The organism is Marinobacter maritimus (assembly GCF_007671675.1).
Classification (GTDB): Bacteria; Pseudomonadota; Gammaproteobacteria; order Pseudomonadales; family Oleiphilaceae; genus Marinobacter; species Marinobacter maritimus.
The window spans coordinates 105,151-121,663 of sequence record NZ_VCGW01000002.1 but is presented as its reverse complement, the minus strand read 5'-3'; the positions used below and the strand labels follow the sequence as shown (position 1 = coordinate 121,663).

General features: G+C 54.9%; 15 protein-coding genes. All 15 read right to left on the bottom strand.

The window, feature by feature from the left end:
* Positions 1-156 precede the first annotated feature (156 nt).
* On the bottom strand, positions 157-579 hold the full coding sequence (locus tag FFI90_RS07605; protein WP_098422563.1) for a F0F1 ATP synthase subunit epsilon: 423 nt from the start codon (positions 577-579) through the stop codon (positions 157-159).
* A 36-nt stretch (positions 580-615) separates the two neighbouring features.
* Positions 616-2,010 carry a F0F1 ATP synthase subunit beta gene (gene atpD / locus FFI90_RS07600; protein WP_144777347.1) on the bottom strand — a complete coding sequence of 465 codons (1,395 nt, stop codon included), beginning with the start codon at positions 2,008-2,010 and terminating at the stop codon, positions 616-618.
* Between the two features lie 53 nt (positions 2,011-2,063).
* Positions 2,064-2,924: a F0F1 ATP synthase subunit gamma gene (gene atpG / locus FFI90_RS07595; protein WP_144777346.1), complete on the bottom strand. Its 861-nt coding sequence runs from the start codon at positions 2,922-2,924 to the stop codon at positions 2,064-2,066.
* Between the two features lie 67 nt (positions 2,925-2,991).
* Entirely contained in the window at positions 2,992-4,536 is a 1,545-nt protein-coding gene (atpA, locus tag FFI90_RS07590) for a F0F1 ATP synthase subunit alpha (RefSeq protein ID WP_144777345.1), read from the bottom strand.
* Positions 4,537-4,564: 28 nt separating this feature from the next.
* Positions 4,565-5,101, bottom strand: coding sequence for a F0F1 ATP synthase subunit delta (locus FFI90_RS07585; RefSeq protein ID WP_144777344.1), 537 nt, complete (start codon positions 5,099-5,101; stop codon positions 4,565-4,567).
* 11 nt (positions 5,102-5,112) lie between these two features.
* Entirely contained in the window at positions 5,113-5,583 is a 471-nt protein-coding gene (locus FFI90_RS07580; RefSeq protein WP_144777343.1) for a F0F1 ATP synthase subunit B, read from the bottom strand.
* 99 nt (positions 5,584-5,682) lie between these two features.
* Positions 5,683-5,910 carry a F0F1 ATP synthase subunit C gene (atpE, locus tag FFI90_RS07575; protein WP_144777342.1) on the bottom strand — a complete coding sequence of 76 codons (228 nt, stop codon included), beginning with the start codon at positions 5,908-5,910 and terminating at the stop codon, positions 5,683-5,685.
* 52 nt (positions 5,911-5,962) lie between these two features.
* Positions 5,963-6,814, bottom strand: a complete 852-nt coding sequence (gene atpB, locus FFI90_RS07570; RefSeq protein ID WP_144777341.1) for a F0F1 ATP synthase subunit A — start codon at positions 6,812-6,814, stop codon at positions 5,963-5,965.
* A gap of 15 nt (positions 6,815-6,829) precedes the next feature.
* On the bottom strand, positions 6,830-7,222 hold the full coding sequence (locus FFI90_RS07565; RefSeq protein ID WP_144777340.1) for an ATP synthase subunit I: 393 nt from the start codon (positions 7,220-7,222) through the stop codon (positions 6,830-6,832).
* A 206-nt stretch (positions 7,223-7,428) separates the two neighbouring features.
* Positions 7,429-8,304 (bottom strand): ParB/RepB/Spo0J family partition protein, encoded by an 876-nt coding sequence (locus tag FFI90_RS07560; protein ID WP_144778272.1) that lies wholly within the window; start codon positions 8,302-8,304, stop codon positions 7,429-7,431.
* A 63-nt stretch (positions 8,305-8,367) separates the two neighbouring features.
* A complete protein-coding gene (locus tag FFI90_RS07555; protein WP_144777339.1) occupies positions 8,368-9,162 on the bottom strand; it encodes a ParA family protein in 795 nt (264 codons plus the stop codon).
* Positions 9,163-9,189: 27 nt separating this feature from the next.
* Complete coding sequence (gene rsmG / locus FFI90_RS07550; RefSeq protein WP_144777338.1) at positions 9,190-9,828, bottom strand: 16S rRNA (guanine(527)-N(7))-methyltransferase RsmG; 639 nt, start codon at positions 9,826-9,828, stop codon at positions 9,190-9,192.
* 8 nt (positions 9,829-9,836) lie between these two features.
* Positions 9,837-11,723: a tRNA uridine-5-carboxymethylaminomethyl(34) synthesis enzyme MnmG gene (gene mnmG, locus FFI90_RS07545; RefSeq protein WP_144777337.1), complete on the bottom strand. Its 1,887-nt coding sequence runs from the start codon at positions 11,721-11,723 to the stop codon at positions 9,837-9,839.
* A gap of 339 nt (positions 11,724-12,062) precedes the next feature.
* A complete protein-coding gene (locus tag FFI90_RS07540) occupies positions 12,063-13,361 on the bottom strand; it encodes an MFS transporter (protein ID WP_144777336.1) in 1,299 nt (432 codons plus the stop codon).
* A gap of 38 nt (positions 13,362-13,399) precedes the next feature.
* Complete coding sequence (locus FFI90_RS07535; protein WP_144777335.1) at positions 13,400-16,513, bottom strand: efflux RND transporter permease subunit; 3,114 nt, start codon at positions 16,511-16,513, stop codon at positions 13,400-13,402.

Genomic DNA, 16,513 nt, shown 5'->3' with positions numbered 1-16,513 from the left:
TGTGATATCAATAACAGCAATATCAATAAAATTTACGTCAATAAAAAAGCCGCATCCGTGCAATGGAAACCGGCGCTGTAATCACCTTGTAGGGCGAAACAGCACCCGCCACCCATGCGGGATGCGGCTTTTCGGGGCAAGCTCTTGCAAACCGTTCTAGCGAACGTTCTTGCGCAGCTTCTGCAAAGTACGCAACTGAGCGGCCGCTTCGGCCAGCTCCGCAGCAGCACGATAATACTCGAACTCGCCCGTTTTATTCGCCAGTGTTGCTTCGGCGTCTTTCTGAGCCTGCAATGCTGCAGCCTCATCAACGTCTTTCGCACGCACCGCCGTATCAGCCATCAGGGTCACAAGATTCGGCTGTACTTCCAGGTATCCCCCGGACACGTACAGAATCTCCTCTTCGCCACCCTGTTTGATGATCCGGACTGCCCCCGGTTTGAGCGCGGACAGCAACGGAGCATGGCCAAGCTGAATGCCCAACTCACCCTCGGTGCCGGTAGCGATAAGCATCTCTACCAGCCCGGAGTAAATCTTCTTCTCAGCACTCACGACGTCACAATGTACAGTCATAGCCATATCTCTAAGCCTCTTGGGTCAGAAATTGAAAGAGGATTACTTAGCTTCTTTCGCTTTCATGGCCTTCGCTTTTTCGATGGCTTCGTCCATGCCGCCAACCATGTAGAATGCCTGCTCAGGCATATCATCATAGTCGCCATTAAGGATGCCTTCAAAGCTGCTGATGGTCTCTTTCAAAGACACATATTTGCCCGGCGAACCGGTGAATACTTCAGCAACGTGGAACGGCTGAGACAGGAACCGCTCAATCTTACGGGCGCGGGAAACGATTTGCTTGTCTTCTTCTGACAGCTCGTCCATACCCAGAATGGCAATAATGTCTTTCAGTTCCTTGTAGCGCTGCAGTACGTTCTGCACACCACGGGCAATCGTATAATGCTGCTCCCCGATCACCAGCGGATCCAGCTGACGTGAGGTAGAATCAAGCGGATCGATCGCCGGGTAAATACCCTTGGAAGCGATGTCACGGCTCAGTACCACTGTGGCGTCAAGGTGGGAGAAGGTGGTGGCCGGAGACGGGTCAGTCAAGTCATCCGCCGGTACGTATACCGCCTGAATAGATGTAATAGAGCCAGTCTTGGTTGAGGTAATACGCTCCTGCAACTCACCCATTTCCTGGGCCAGAGTCGGCTGATAACCTACCGCTGAAGGCATACGGCCCAGCAGTGCAGATACCTCGGTACCCGCCAGGGTGTAACGGTAGATGTTGTCTACGAACAACAGTACGTCACGACCTTCGTCACGGAACTTCTCGGCCATGGTGAGACCGGTCAGGGCAACGCGCAGACGGTTTCCCGGGGGCTCGTTCATCTGGCCATAGACCATCGCTACTTTATCAAGAACGTTGGAGTCCTTCATTTCGTAGTAGAAGTCGTTACCTTCACGAGTCCGCTCACCAACACCTGCGAATACGGAGAGACCGGAGTGCTCTTTCGCGATGTTGTTGATCAGCTCCATCATGTTAACGGTCTTGCCTACACCGGCGCCGCCGAACAGGCCAACTTTACCACCCTTGGCGAACGGACAGATCAGGTCGATAACCTTGATGCCGGTTTCCAGCAGGTCGGCAGAAGCGGCCTGGTCTGCATAACTGGGTGCTTTGCGGTGGATAGCCCAACGCTCTTCTTCACCGATAGGGCCCGCTTCGTCGATAGGGCGGCCCAGAACGTCCATGATGCGGCCCAGCGTCTGGGTGCCCACGGGTACCGAAATCGGCTTGTGTGTGTTTTCTGCTTTCAGGCCACGCTTCAGGCCTTCGGTGCTGCCCATCGCGATGGTGCGAACAACGCCGTCGCCCAGCTGCTGCTGGACTTCCAGTGTTGTTTCGCCACCTTCAAGCAGCAGTGCGTCGTAAATGCCTGGAACGGCGTCACGTGGGAATTCCACGTCGATAACCGCGCCAATGATCTGAACGATGTGTCCGCTACTCATGCTCGGTTCCTCGTTATCTTCATAGTCAATAATACCAGTAGGATTGTGGCGGATCAGACCGATGCCGCGCCGCTCACAATTTCCGAAATCTCTTGCGTAATGGCTGCCTGACGAGCTTTGTTGTAGACCAACTGCAAGTCTTTGATGATGTCACCGGCGTTATCGGTAGCACTCTTCATGGCAATCATTCGGGAAGCCTGTTCGCAAGCCAGATTTTCTACCACGCCCTGATACACCTGGGACTCAATATAGCGTGGCAGTAGCCCGTCGAGAATCGGACGTGCATCCGGCTCGTAAATGTAATCCCACTGGGTACCGATATCTTCTTCCATGCCTTCTGGCAGCGGCAGTAACTGCTCTGCTTTTGGCATTTGCGTCATGGTGTTGACGAATTCGTTACTCACCAGGTACAGGCGATCAATTTTCCCGTCACTGAACGCATCGAGCATCACCTTGACGTTACCGATCAGAACTTCCGCGCTGGGGTCGTCGCCGATGTGCGTTAGCGCCGCGACCACGTTGCCACCGTAGCTGCGGAAAAACGAAGCGCCTTTCTGTCCGATGGCGCAGAGGTCAATCGCCACACCTTTGTCTTTCCAGTCACGCATTTCGCGCACCAGCAATTTGAACGCGTTGCTGTTCAAACCACCGCACAAGCCGCGGTCAGAGGAGATAACGATGTAGCCTACACGTTTCACCTCACGCTCAATCATGAACGGGTGACGGTAATCCTTGTTGGACTTGGCAATGTGTCCAATTACCTGGCGCATCTTCTGCGCATAAGGCCGCGTTGCCCGCATGCGTTCCTGAGCTTTGCGCATCTTACTCGCCGCCACCATTTCCATGGCGCTGGTGATTTTCTGCGTGCTCTTGATGCTGCCGATCTGGTTACGTATTTCTTTTCCGATGGCCATAGATCACTGCCCTTTCAAGTTAGACACTCATTTGGACCAACAGGCCCGCCGCAGCGGGCCAGCGGTGTTACCAGGTTTGAGTGGTCTTGAATTTCTCCAGCGCAGCTTTGAGATCTGCGGCAACGTCATCGTTGTAGTTGCCGGCGGCACCGATCTTCTCAAGCAGTTCTTTTTGCTCTGCCCGCACCCAATCCAACAACTGGGCTTCAAAGTCGACAACCTTGGTGACGTCTACATCATCGAGGAAGCCTTCGTTGGCGGCGTACAGAACAGTACCCATTTCAGCCACAGTCATCGGGCTGTACTGGTTCTGCTTCATCAACTCCGTAACGCGCTGACCGTGCTCAAGCTGCTTACGTGTAGCATCGTCCAGATCCGAGGCGAACTGGGCAAAAGCTGCAAGCTCGCGGTATTGAGCCAGAGCCAGACGGATGTTACCGCCCAGTTTCTTCATGATCTTGGTCTGAGCTGCACCACCTACCCGCGATACCGAAATACCGGCGTTCATCGCCGGACGAATACCGGAGTTGAACAGGTTGGTCTCAAGAAAGATCTGACCATCGGTAATGGAGATTACGTTGGTCGGTACGAAAGCCGACACGTCACCCGCCTGGGTTTCGATGATTGGCAGTGCGGTCAAAGAACCGGTCTTGCCTTTCACTTCACCGTTGGTGAACTTCTCAACGTAGTCCGCGTTTACACGGGATGCACGCTCCAACAGACGGGAGTGCAGATAGAAAACGTCACCCGGATAAGCTTCACGACCTGGCGGACGACGCAGCAGAAGGGAGATTTGACGGTAAGCAACGGCCTGTTTTGACAGGTCATCGTATACGATCAGAGCGTCTTCACCGCGGTCGCGGAAGTATTCGCCCATGGTGGTACCGGAGTAAGGCGCCAGAAACTGCATGGCGGCCGGATCTGCTGCGCCAGCGGCAACCACGATGGTGTGGTCCATTGCACCGTGCTCTTCCAGCTTGCGTACAACCGCAGCAATCGAAGACTGCTTCTGGCCGATGGCAACGTAGACACACTTAATGCCGGTGTTCTTCTGGTTGATGATCGCGTCAATGGCGACAGCGGTCTTACCGATCTGACGGTCACCAATGATCAGCTCACGCTGGCCTCGGCCGATCGGCACCATGGTGTCGATGGCTTTCAGGCCGGTCTGTACCGGCTCGTCAACGGACTGACGCTCAATAACACCTGGCGCAACTTTTTCGACCGGCTCGGTCATGCTGGTGCCCAGATCGCCCTTGCCATCGATCGGGTTACCCAGACCGTCAACAACGCGGCCCAGCAGTTCCGGACCAACCGGAACTTCAAGAATACGACCCGTGCAACGGACTTTCTGGCCTTCGGCCAGGTCTTCGTAATCGCCCAGTACCACGGCGCCGACAGAGTCGCGCTCCAGGTTCAGCGCCATGCCGAATGAGCCGTTGGCAAATTCAATCATTTCGCCAGACATAACGTCGGCCAGGCCGTGAATCAGCACAATGCCGTCTGCAACAGACAGAATGGTGCCTTCATTTTTTGCTTCAGAAGAGATATCGAGCTTTTCGATTCTCTTTTTAATGATGTCACTGATCTCGGATGGATTCAGTTGCTGCATGCCTTTGTCCTCAAACCTTTTGCTGAAATCAGGAGCCCAGAGCTTTAGCCATTTTGGCCAGCTTGCCACGGACTGAAGCGTCAATAACCAGATCGCCGGTATTTACCACCACGCCACCGATCAACGAGCGATCAACGGCGGTTTCCAGGGCGACTTTACGCTCCAGTTTCCTGGACAATGCTTCTGCCAGCTTTTGCTGCTCTTCGGGAGTCATTTCAAACGCTGTACTTACCTTCATATTTACCGTGCGCTCAAGTTCGGCGCGGTAGAAGGTGAACAGCGTTGAAATTTCCGGCAGCAACGCCAGGCGCTTGTTTTCAGCAAGAATCAACAGGAAGTTTCTGAGCGCTTCGGGCATCTGTTCTTCAGCAGTATCGAAGAACAGTTCTGCCTTCCGTTGCTCAGACAGGCCAGGATTGGCCAGAATTTTCTTCACAGCGCCGTCAGCTGCCAGCAGACCAACGAGAGCAAGTGCCTGATCCCAGGATCCAACGGTGTCTTGCTCTTTAGCGGCATCGAAAACGGCTTTCGCGTAGGGCCGGGCTAACGTAATCAGTTCTGCCATGGGACCCTCGCTTAGAGTTGTGCTGCCAGCTTGTCCAGCATCTCGCTGTGAGCTTTGGCATCGACAGAGGTTTCCAGAATCTTCTCGGCACCGGCAATGGCAAGCAATGCCACTTCTGTTCTGAGTGCGTCGCGAGCCTGAACACGCTCCTGTTGAATTTCCGCCCGGGCTTGCTCGATGAGCTTTTCACCTTCTTTGCGGGCATCGTCTTTGGATGATTCCACAATCTGGGCGGCGCGCTTGTTAGCCTGATCGATAAGAGCAGCAGCGTCTTCTTTGGCTTGATGCATTTGCTGGGCGGCTTTTTCCTGAGCTAGCTCAAGATCCAGCGAGGCCCGGTCAGCAGCAGAAAGACCATCTGCAATTTTCTTCTGGCGCGCTTGCATGGCAGCCGTGATCGGCGGCCAAACATATTTCACGCAGAACCAGACGAAAATAGCGAAGGCAATCGATTGCCCTATCAACGTAAGGTTTATATTCACGGCAATATACCTCTTGCTATTCGTTGCGTGCTGGAGACCAAAAAACCGGGCGCCCGGATCTGATGACGATCAGAACAGCGCCCGCATCTAGAGGCTGTGTTAGCCAGCAACAACGAAGATCAGGTACATCGCGATACCAACACCGATCATCGGAACGGCGTCCAGCAGACCAGCCATGATGAAGGTTTTAACCTGCAGCTGGTTAGCCATCTCTGGCTGACGGGCTGTAGCTTCAAGCAGCTTGCCGCCCAGAATACCAAAGCCAATACCGGTGGCCAGTGCGCCAAAACCGATGATGATCGATGCTGCAATAAATACCATTTCCATTGAGAACTCCTCAGTTTTTCAGATAGTTAAGGGTTTGCTTTTTAACGGGTAATCAGTGTTCTTCGTGTGCCGATGCAAGATAAACTATTGTCAGCATTGTGAAAATAAAGGCCTGCAGCGGAATTACCAGAATATGGAAAATGGCCCAGGGCACGTTCAGTGTCCACTGTGCCCACAATGGCAGCAGCGCAATCAGGATAAACACAACTTCACCGGCGTACATGTTACCGAACAGACGCAACGCCAGGCTGATGGGTTTCACAATCAGTACCAGAATTTCCAGCACCAGGTTAACCGGGATCAACGCCCAGTGGTTGAACGGTTGCATACCCAGTTCCTTGGCGAAACCGGTTACGCCTTTCACTTTAAGGCTGTAGAAGATAATCAGCAGGAATACGCCAATCGACATGCCGAAGGTGGCATTGGGGTCGGTGGTAGGCACGATCTTGAAGTATTCAAGACCCATGGCGTGTGCAATCGTCGGAATATAATCCACCGGGATCAGCTTGAGCACGTTCATGAGCAAAATCCACACGAAGATGGTCAATGCCAGTGGCGCGATCAGCGGGTTACGGGCATGAAAGCCGTCTTTTACCAGGTTTTCAATAAACTCAACGGTGATTTCCACCAGGTTCTGCAGCGCGCCCGGTACACCCGTGGTGACGCGAGTGGCGACAAACCGAAACAGCCCCAGGAACAACACGCCCATGGCTATTGACCAGCCCAAGGTATCTACGTGTATGGCCATGAACCCCATGTCAGACGCTTCTTGAGCGGTACGCGCGAAGGTCCAGCCGGTTTCGCTCACGACGGTGCCGTCGAAGCGCTCATAGCCTGCTTCCAGCTTTCCATACGTCAGGTTCTGGAGGTGGTGCTTTATATACTCTACTGGGGTATCAGCCATTCTGCTCTCGTCCAGTCATCGCCGTGTTTGCGGTCGTATCAGCCAGCGCAGTGCACCACCTGTTACAACCATCACAGCAAAAGTGAATAACAGAGCCGGCACATGTACCGGCTCCATTAAAGTGAATACAGCCGCGAAAAAGACAGCGGTCAGGGCGATTTTGGTGGATTCCGCCCGAAATAGATTTCCCACCATAAGACGCGTTTGACGGGCGCCCTGATAACGATAAACCCGATGTACAAACCAGGCATTTGGCACAATGAAAATAAGACCGCCGATAAATGCGGAATAACCGGCCAAAAAGCTTTGAAGCGACCAGATCAGGCTGATAACAACAAGCCCTGTGAACTCAATGATCAACCAGCGAGCCAAAGGAACGTAGGTTATTTGGTGTCGCCGAGGTTTCATTTCACCAGCCATCATTCCAATCGCGCGAAATTATATGTTTTAAGCAATAGGTGTTCAACCAGCCTATGCGCGAAACCTGGCCAAAATTTCACCAGAATAGTACCAGAAACCTGCAACTATCACACAACTTGTGGCTGCCGTCTTTTAGTATCACGACATATGGTGGTTTTCAGCTATTTAGTCAAGGCGCTGATTTTATTTCCGATTTACCGGATATGGCCCAGAATACCGTCCAGCTCGTCCAGTGAACTGTACTCAATGACCAGTTTACCTTTGCCACGTTGCCCGTGGGCAATGGACACTTTGGCCCCCAGACGCTCGGCAAGGTCATCCTGCAGGGAACGGATGTTGGGATCGATGGCCTCTGATTTAGCCGGTTTCCCGGTTTCCGTTTCCTGCTGAACCCGGCGCACAAGCGCTTCAGTCTGCCTCACTGACAGCGACTTGGCGACCACCTGTTTTGCGACCTGCATCTGCTGTTCCGGCGAGAGTGTCAGCATAGCGCGACCATGGCCCATTTCGAGATCGCCGTGTTCCAGCATCAGACGCACATCTTCGGTCAGACCTATCAGACGCAGAAGGTTAGTGATGGTGGTGCGGGATTTACCCACAGCCTCGGCCACCTGGGCCTGGGTGAGGCCAAACTCTTCCTGCAGGCGCTGAAGGGCGAAGGCTTCCTCAATAGGGTTGAGGTTTTCGCGTTGAATGTTCTCGATAAGCGCCATGGCGATGGCCGCTTCATCGGGAACATCCCGGATAATAGCGGGTATGCTGTCCAGTTCCGCCATCTGGGTGGCACGCCAACGACGCTCCCCGGCGATCAGCTCATACCGGCCTTCGGCAATGGGCCTCACCACTACAGGCTGCATCACGCCTTGCTGACGGATCGAATCCGCCAGTTCCTGCAGAGCGGCGGGATCCATATCACGACGTGGCTGAAAGCGGCCGCGCTGGATCAGATCGATGGGAACCTGTCGCAACTCACCGTCGTGGTCTTTCAGTTCCTGATCCAGGTTAACCCTGGATCCGGCCAGCAGGGCTCCCAGCCCGCGCTCGCCCAATCCTCGTTTCTTCGCCGCCATGGTATCAGTCATTCTTCCCGTTGATAGTCGTTGTGCATCTTTTAAGAGAGACAGGCCGCCATGTTACACCGCAACCTCCGCGGATGTCTTTTCTGCCCTGTGGCGGCGCACCATTTCTCCGGCCAGCGCCAGGTAAGCAATGGCGCCCTTGGATGCCTTATCGTATTTCAGTGCCGGCATTCCGTAACTGGGTGCTTCGGCCAGGCGCACGTTGCGTGGAATGACGGCGCGATAGACCTTTTCCCCGAAATACTCGGTAAGCTGGCCGGACACATCCAGAGTAAGACTGTTCCGGGGGTCGTACATGGTTCTGAGAATGCCTTCAATTTCCAGATCCGGATTGACCGTTTCCTTGATCTGCTCCACGGTATTCATCAGTGCGGCCAGTCCTTCCAGTGCGTAGTACTCACACTGCATGGGGATAAGCACCGAGTCAGCCGCAGAAAGCGCATTTACGGTTAACAGGCTGAGTGAGGGCGGACAATCGATCAGAACGTAGTCGTAATTATCGCGGACGCTGTTGATGGCAAGTCTCAGCCGGTGCTCACGGCCGATTTCGTTCATCAGTGCCACTTCTGCAGCTGTCAGGTCGCCATTCGAGGGCATGATATCGAAGCCGGAAGCTTCGGCATGGACAATCACCTCGGCCGCAGTCGCCCGTTTGGTGAGCAGGTCGTACCCTGAGAGCTCGAGCCCGCTTTTATCCACACCACTGCCCATGGTGGCGTTGCCCTGGGGATCCATATCCACCAGCAGAACCCGGCGCTTGGTGGCGGCCAGTGAAGCGGCAAGGTTGACGCAAGTGGTGGTTTTGCCAACACCACCCTTCTGATTGGTCACTGCAATCACGCGCGCCATCTCTCGCCTCCTTATTATTGAATACAGTTACTGCTCTGCTCGGGTCACGACCAGCAGGTGTCTCTCACCGCCGGCGCCGGGGACTTCAAGGGAATGGCTGGATGATACCTGCCAGCCGGCAGGAAGCGCAGCTATCTCATCATCCGGATACTGGCCTTTCATGGCAAGGAAACTGCCTTCATTTGCCAGCAGATCGCCACACCAACCCACCAGGTTATCCAGCGCGGTAAACGCACGGCTGCTTATCTGGCTGAACGGTTGTTCCGGCTTGCAGTCTTCTGCACGGCCATGGATAACATCCACGTTGTTCAGGCCCAGCTCCAGCACACACTGATTCAGAAAACGGGTTTTCTTACCGTTGCTGTCCAGCAGGGTGAAGCGCGTTTCTGGCAGCACAATAGCCAGAGGGATACCCGGCAAGCCGCCGCCGGCGCCAACGTCGAGCAGATGCTCCGTGGTTACCCAGGGCATAATGCTGAGGCTGTCGAGCAATTGTCGGGAGACCATCTCCCCTTCGTTGCGCACAGCCGTGAGGTTGTAAGCCTTGTTCCACTTATTGAGCAGGGCCAGAAATGCCAGCAGCTGTTGTTGCCGGGCTTCGCTCAGGGAAAGCTGCATCGCGGACAGCCCTTCCCGTAGCTGCCGTTGCCATAGTGTTTGGGTCATAGATGTGCTCAGGCGCTCTGTTTGCGCAGAAGCTCGCGCTTTTTCAGATTCACCAGAATCTGCGAGATCGCAGCCGGCGTAACCCCTTGAATCCGCGAGGCCTGAGCCACCGTTTCGGGGCGAACCTCTTTCAGTTTCTGTTTGATCTCGTTGGACAGGCCGCCGATGACATCGTAATCCAGATCTATGGGCAGCGCGGTGTTCTCATTCCGGCGCAGGCGCTCAATTTCTTCAGTCTGGCGTGAAATGTAGCCTTCGTATTTGATTTCGATTTCCACCTGCTCTGCCACAACCGGGTCATCCGCCTGGGCGGCGCCGATCTCGGCAATATGGCTGTACACAACCTCCGGGCGACGAAGCAGTTCCGCCAGGGTGTGATCCCGGGTCATTGGCTGCTTGAGAAAGCCATTGGCGCGTTCACCAGCCTCGGTTGCAGGATGAATACGGGTGGACTCCAGGCGCTTACGCTCAGTCGCTATGGCTTCAAACTTGTCATTGAATTTCTTCCAGCGCTCATCATCAACCAAGCCAAGCTTGCGGCCGGCTTCGGTCAATCGCAGATCGGCGTTGTCTTCGCGCAAAATCAGACGGTACTCAGCCCGGCTGGTAAACATGCGGTATGGCTCGCTGGTGCCCATAGTGATCAGGTCGTCGACCAGCACACCCAGATAAGCTTCATCCCTGCGTGGATACCATTCACTCTTCTCCTGTGAGCGCAGGGCTGCGTTAATGCCCGCGAGCAAGCCCTGGGCTCCGGCTTCTTCATAACCAGTGGTGCCATTGATCTGGCCAGCAAAATAGAGACCCTGAATGAACTTGGTTTCCAGCGTGTGGCGCAAGTCCTGTGGGTTCAGATAGTCGTATTCGATAGCGTAGCCAGGCCGTGTGATATGGGCGTTTTCAAAGCCCGGAATCGTACGGACTGCCGCAAGCTGAATGTCAAACGGCAAGCTGGTAGAAATACCGTTCGGGTATAGCTCATGGGTAGTGAGGCCCTCAGGCTCCACAAAAATCTGGTGCGAATCCTTGTCGGCAAAGCGACTGACCTTGTCTTCAATAGACGGGCAGTAGCGCGGCCCAATGCCTTCAATGTTGCCGGCAAACATGGGCGAGCGATCAAAACCACTGCGGATAATATCGTGGGTCTGCTCAGTGGTGCGGGTTACATAGCAGCAGACCTGCTCAGGGTGCTGATCACGGCTGCCAATAAACGACATGACCGGAGTAGGGTTATCGCCCCACTGCTCCTGCATCACGGAAAAATCGACACTGCGGGCATCAATACGCGGCGGTGTTCCGGTTTTGAGCCGGCCCACATTGAAAGGCAGATCCCGCAGACGTTGCGCCAGTGCGTTGGCAGGCGCATCACCGGCACGGCCACCCGCGTGGTGCTGCATGCCAATATGGATAACGCCGCCCAGGAAGGTACCGGTCGTCAATACCACCGTTTTGGCATTGAAACGGATACCGGTCTGGGACACCACTCCGGTAACCTGATCGTTTTCGACAATCAGATCGTCTGCTGCTTGCTGGAACAGCGTCAGGTTGGGCTGGTTTTCCAGTGTGTGGCGAATCGCGGCCTTGTACAGGACCCGGTCGGCCTGGGCACGGGTGGCCCGCACCGCAGGGCCTTTACGGCTGTTGAGCACGCGAAACTGGATTCCGGACAAGTCTGTGGCCTGAGCCATGGCGCCGCCAAGAGCGTCAATTTCCTTGACCAGATGGCTTTTGCCAATGCCCCCGATGGCCGGGTTACAGGACATCTGGCCCAAGGTTTCAATGTTATGAGTCAGCAGCAGGGTTTGCGAGCCCATTCGCGCAGCCGCAAGCGCGGCTTCGGTACCGGCATGGCCGCCACCAATGACAATGACATCGAAACGCGTTGGAAAATCCACAGTTCACCTCGGAATTCGGGGGTATAAAAACAGGGCGGGGAGTATAACGTTTCACCCGTGAAAATGCAGTCTGGATGTGCAAATTTTAACCAGAAGCGTTTCCGGAGAAAAGCCGTCGGCCAGAGTGCGCCGGGAAAACCCTTCCTGGATACCTATATTCGCGCTACATAAAATCGAAATCAGCGGGTTTTCATAGGCTTGGGTCACTCTCTTCACAAAAGTTTTCAAGAAAGTTATCCACATTAACCAACACTTGTCCGGCACCCCTCATAGACCATTAACGCTTTGTTTTTACTGAGTTTAAAAAATTCATTCAAAGCTTATCCGCAGCTTATCCAACTATTTATCCACAGATACTTGTTGTGTTCTTCGTCTAAGGCGCCACACGGCTATTACCACAAGCCCGTTAGCCAAAGACAGCAGCAGGAAAAACCCCGGAATACCGACATCAAGAACCCCAAGCACGAGAATTCCCGTCAGTGCACTCATCACCATGAACAGCGCGTTGATCACGTTCAGTGCTGCAATGATTCGCGCACGTTTATGTTTTGGGGTTTCATGCTGAATAAACGCGTACAGGGGCACAATAAACAAGCCGCCGCAAACCCCGATGCCGACCAGATCGAGCAATACCCGTATGTACACAGGGTCTGTCACCAGTGTCCACCAGATTGTTGGCTCCTGGCCGACCGGCACCGCAAAGAACAGATCCACCCCTAACAGGGTAAGGCCAAGGGCACCCCAGGGCACAGGCACCAGAGTAATGCGATGCCGAGTGAGACGTTCGCACATCATCGAGCCGATGGAGATACCGACAATAAACATGGACAGCAGCAGGGTAACCACGGTTTCGTCGCCCTGAAGATTGCTGCGGGCAAAGCTGGGGAACTGGGTGAGATAAGCGGCGCCAAGAAACCAGAACCAGGATATGGCCAGAATTGCCCAAAGCACCGGCTTGCGCTCCGCCGCGACGCCCATCAGGCGCCAGGTTTCCAGAACCGGCCGGAAGCGCACCGCCTGCCCGGCAACATCCAGGACGGTTTCCGGTACCTGTCGTGCCGCCAGATAACCCAGAACCGACATCACCAGCACGCTTACCGCCGTGAGTTTTGCCGCCGCCTCAAGCCCCATAAGCAAACCGGCCACTATGGTGCCAAGCAAAATGGCCACGAAGGTGCCCATGCTCACAAGGCCATTGCCTCCAACCAGCTCATCATCGCCAAGCACCTGCGGCAAAATGGCGTACTTCACCGGCCCGAAGAAAGTGGACTGGGTACCCATCAGAAACAAAAGTACTAACAGCCCTTCGTACCAACCAAGCCAGAGCGCCAGCGCAGCAATAGCCATAATGCCGATTTCAGCCAGCTTTACCTTGCGGATAATGGCAGCTTTCTCATAGCGATCGGCCATTTGCCCTGCAATACCGGAGAACAGGAAAAACGGCAGGATAAACAGGAAGGCAGCCAGATTTATCACCGTGTTCACTGAAAGCCCGAACAGGCCGGTGGTCTGATAGGCAATCAGCAGTAGCAGCGCATTCTTATAGAGGTTGTCATTGAACGCGCCGGAAAACTGGGTGAGATAAAACGGCAAGAAACGCCGCTGCCCCAGTAAACGGAACTGACTGTGTATGGCCATGAAAACATCCGGGTTGCTGGGTTACGCCAGACTTTGCATCAATCCGACGAGCTGGCCTGGGACAAAGATGCCTGGCGTTCCAGTTCATGTTCAATCGCATTGGCTGATTTGGCAAAGCCGGCCAGCAGATTATAGAGCACCGGGATGATAAACAACGTAAGCGTGGTCGCAAAAATCAGCCCGCCCAGAATCACCATACCAATCGCCGCCCTGCTCTCAGCGCCCGCACCGGTGGCAATGACCAGTGGCACAGCACCAAAGACCGTGGATATGGTAGTCATCAGTACCGGCCGGAAACGCAGGGACGCGCCGGCCAGAATGGCGTCTTTTACCGCGTAGCCGTCATCACGGAGCTGGTTGGCAAACTCGACAATCAATATGCCGTTTTTCGACATCAGCCCGAGCAACATAATGATCCCGATCTGGCTGTATATGTTCAGGCTGATGCCGCTCCACCAGAGGGCCAGCAGTGCGCCGGTTACAGCCAGTGGCACCGGAAGCATGATGATCAGAGGGTGAATCCAGCTTTCAAACTGGGCTGCCAGCACCAGAAATACAATGATAAAGGCCAAACCGAAAGTGACATAGATAGCAGCGGAAGAGTCCTGAAATTCCCGAGATAACCCCCGGTAACTCACCCGCGCTTCCGGTGGCAGGTTATCCACAGACAGATTGTTCAGGTAGGTCAGCGCCGAGCCAAGATCATAATCATCAGCCAGAGAGGCGCTGATGATCACTGCCGGTAGCCGGTCGATGCGCCGCAAGTCCGGGTTCGCGCCTACTTCTTCAATTGATACCAGTGCCTGAAGGGGTATGAGCGAACCGCCCTCTCTCGGCCGTAGAAAAATCTGCCCCAGATCAGCCGGGGTGGCACGGTCAGCATCGGCCGCCTGCACAATTACATCGTATTCGCGGCCACGATCCAGATAGGTCGTCACCTGGCGCGAGGCAAGCATGGTTTGCAGGGTCAGGCCGACATCCTCGACGGTTATATCCAGGTCTGCAGCCCGCTCACGATCGATTGTCAGTCGCAGTTCCGGTCGGGTCAGCTCAAAGTCGGTTTCAAGATTCAGTAAGTCCGGATTCTCCTTCGCCCGCTCAACAATCTCCTCACTCCATGCCTGAACCGATTCGTAGTCCGGACCGGCAATGACAAACTCCACGGGCTGGTTAAACCCTCTTTGTCCCAGCCCCGGAGGGTTCACGGCCACGATCCGGATACCGGTAACCTCGCTCAGTTTATCCCGCAGCTCGCTTGTAATCTGCTGTTGCTTGATGTCCCGCTCTTCCCAAGGCGCCAGGCCCATGATCATGAAGGCATTATCTTCTTCATCACGAAAACCGACGATTGAGAGCAAACGGTTGGCTACGCCGGACTCGATATAGGGCAACAGGTTTTCTTCCGCCTTGCGGACATAGTGGTCTGTGAACTCCACGGTCGAGCCCCGGGGGGCACTGGCAGGCATGATGATAATGCCACGATCTTCAGTAGGCGCCAGCTCCTGGGGCAGCTTTGGGTAAATCACTGCCGCAATGATCAGCCCCACAACACCCAGGCCAATCAGCAAGCCAGGCTGATTCAGGGAGAAGCGCAATAGCCGGTCGTACCCCCGGGTGAGGCCATTCAGAACGTTCTCGCTCGCCGCCCACAGGCGATGCCCCTCGACCGATTCCGGGCTGTGCCGGAGCCATTTTGAACACAGCATGGGCGCGAGAGTTAGTGCAACCAGGCTGGACACCACCACGGCAGCCGCAAGAGTGAAGCCGAATTCAGCAAACAGGCGGCCAATATTGCCCCCCATAAACGAAATGGGCACAAACACCGCCACCAGCGTCAGGGTGGTGGCAATAACGGCAAAAGCTACTTGCTTGGCACCCCGATAGGAGGCCAGCAGCGGCGGCTCACCCTCGTCTATTCGGCGCTGGATGTTTTCCAGCATGACAATCGCATCGTCCACCACCAGGCCTATCGCCAGGATTACAGCTAACAATGTCAGCACATTGATGGAAAAGCCCAGGAAGCCCAGGCCGATAAAAGCACCGATGACTGCAACCGGAATAGTCACTGCCGGAATCAGGGTAGCCCGCCAGGACCGAAGGAAAAGGAAGATCACCAGAATCACCAGAGAGACAGCAATCGCGAGCGTAATGACCACTTCCTTGATTGAAGCACGAATAAAAATAGATTCGTCGTAGCTCTCAGCGATCGTCACTTCCGGCGGAAGGGTTTCCCGGATTGTCTCCAGCTCAGCCTTGACTGCGTCAGACACAGCGACCGTATTGGCTTTGGACTGGCGGATAACCCCCATACCGATCGCTGTCTGGCCGTTGGCACGCAGGCGACCTACATCGGATTCCACCCCCATATAGACATTGGCGACTTCGCCCAGGCGCAGCAGTTCGTTATTGTTTCTGCGGATGACCAGCTCGCGGAATTCTTCCACGGTGGATAGCCGGCCTTCGGCCCGAACGGTGAAGTTACGGGTGGAGGAGTCGACGGAACCTGCAGGCAACTCTACATTGTTTGCGCGCAACGCTCTTTCCACTTCTGCTACAGTGATGTTTCTGGCCGCTAATCTCTCCCTGTCGAGCCAAACCCGAATGGCGTACCGTCGTTCCCCACCGATGCGCACGTCCGCAACTCCATCCAGCACGGACAAACGGTCAGCCAGGGCACGATCTGCAAAGTCACTGAGTTCAGCACTGTCCCAGAGATCACTGCGCAGAGTTACCCACATCATCGGCCGCGCATCGGAATCCGCCTTGCGCACGACCGGCGCATCCGCTTCATCGGGTAGTTGGTCAGCAACCCGGGAAACGGCATCACGAACGTCATTGGCAGCGATGTCTACATCCCGGGATGTGGAAAATTCTATACTGGTTCGCGACTCCCCCTGTTCAGTGGAAGACTCAATTGACCGGATGCCTTCAATACCGCTGATAGTACCTTCGATCACCTGAGTGATCTGTGTATCCACGACTTCCGCTGCGGCACCTGTATAGTTGGTGGAAATGGACACGACAGGAGGGTCGATATCCGGGTATTCGCGAACCGGAAGGCCGAACAGCGCTGCCAGACCGAATACAACAATCAGCAGGCTGAGAACCGTTGCAAAAACGGGGCGTTTTATGGAGACATCTGAAAGGATCAC

Bases quoted from the DNA above. Each gene is read 5' to 3' on its own strand.
- FFI90_RS07605 (WP_098422563.1), bottom strand. From the start codon at position 579: ATGGCTATGACTGTACATTGTGACGTCGTGAGTGCTGAGAAGAAGATT.
- atpD (WP_144777347.1), bottom strand. From the start codon at position 2,010: ATGAGTAGCGGACACATCGTTCAGATCATTGGCGCGGTTATCGACGTG.
- atpG (WP_144777346.1), bottom strand. From the start codon at position 2,924: ATGGCCATCGGAAAAGAAATACGTAACCAGATCGGCAGCATCAAGAGC.
- atpA (WP_144777345.1), bottom strand. From the start codon at position 4,536: ATGCAGCAACTGAATCCATCCGAGATCAGTGACATCATTAAAAAGAGA.
- FFI90_RS07585 (WP_144777344.1), bottom strand. From the start codon at position 5,101: ATGGCAGAACTGATTACGTTAGCCCGGCCCTACGCGAAAGCCGTTTTC.
- atpE (WP_144777342.1), bottom strand. From the start codon at position 5,910: ATGGAAATGGTATTTATTGCAGCATCGATCATCATCGGTTTTGGCGCA.
- atpB (WP_144777341.1), bottom strand. From the start codon at position 6,814: ATGGCTGATACCCCAGTAGAGTATATAAAGCACCACCTCCAGAACCTG.
- FFI90_RS07565 (WP_144777340.1), bottom strand. From the start codon at position 7,222: ATGAAACCTCGGCGACACCAAATAACCTACGTTCCTTTGGCTCGCTGG.
- FFI90_RS07560 (WP_144778272.1), bottom strand. From the start codon at position 8,304: ATGGCGGCGAAGAAACGAGGATTGGGCGAGCGCGGGCTGGGAGCCCTG.
- FFI90_RS07555 (WP_144777339.1), bottom strand. From the start codon at position 9,162: ATGGCGCGCGTGATTGCAGTGACCAATCAGAAGGGTGGTGTTGGCAAA.
- rsmG (WP_144777338.1), bottom strand. From the start codon at position 9,828: ATGACCCAAACACTATGGCAACGGCAGCTACGGGAAGGGCTGTCCGCG.
- FFI90_RS07540 (WP_144777336.1), bottom strand. From the start codon at position 13,361: ATGGCCATACACAGTCAGTTCCGTTTACTGGGGCAGCGGCGTTTCTTG.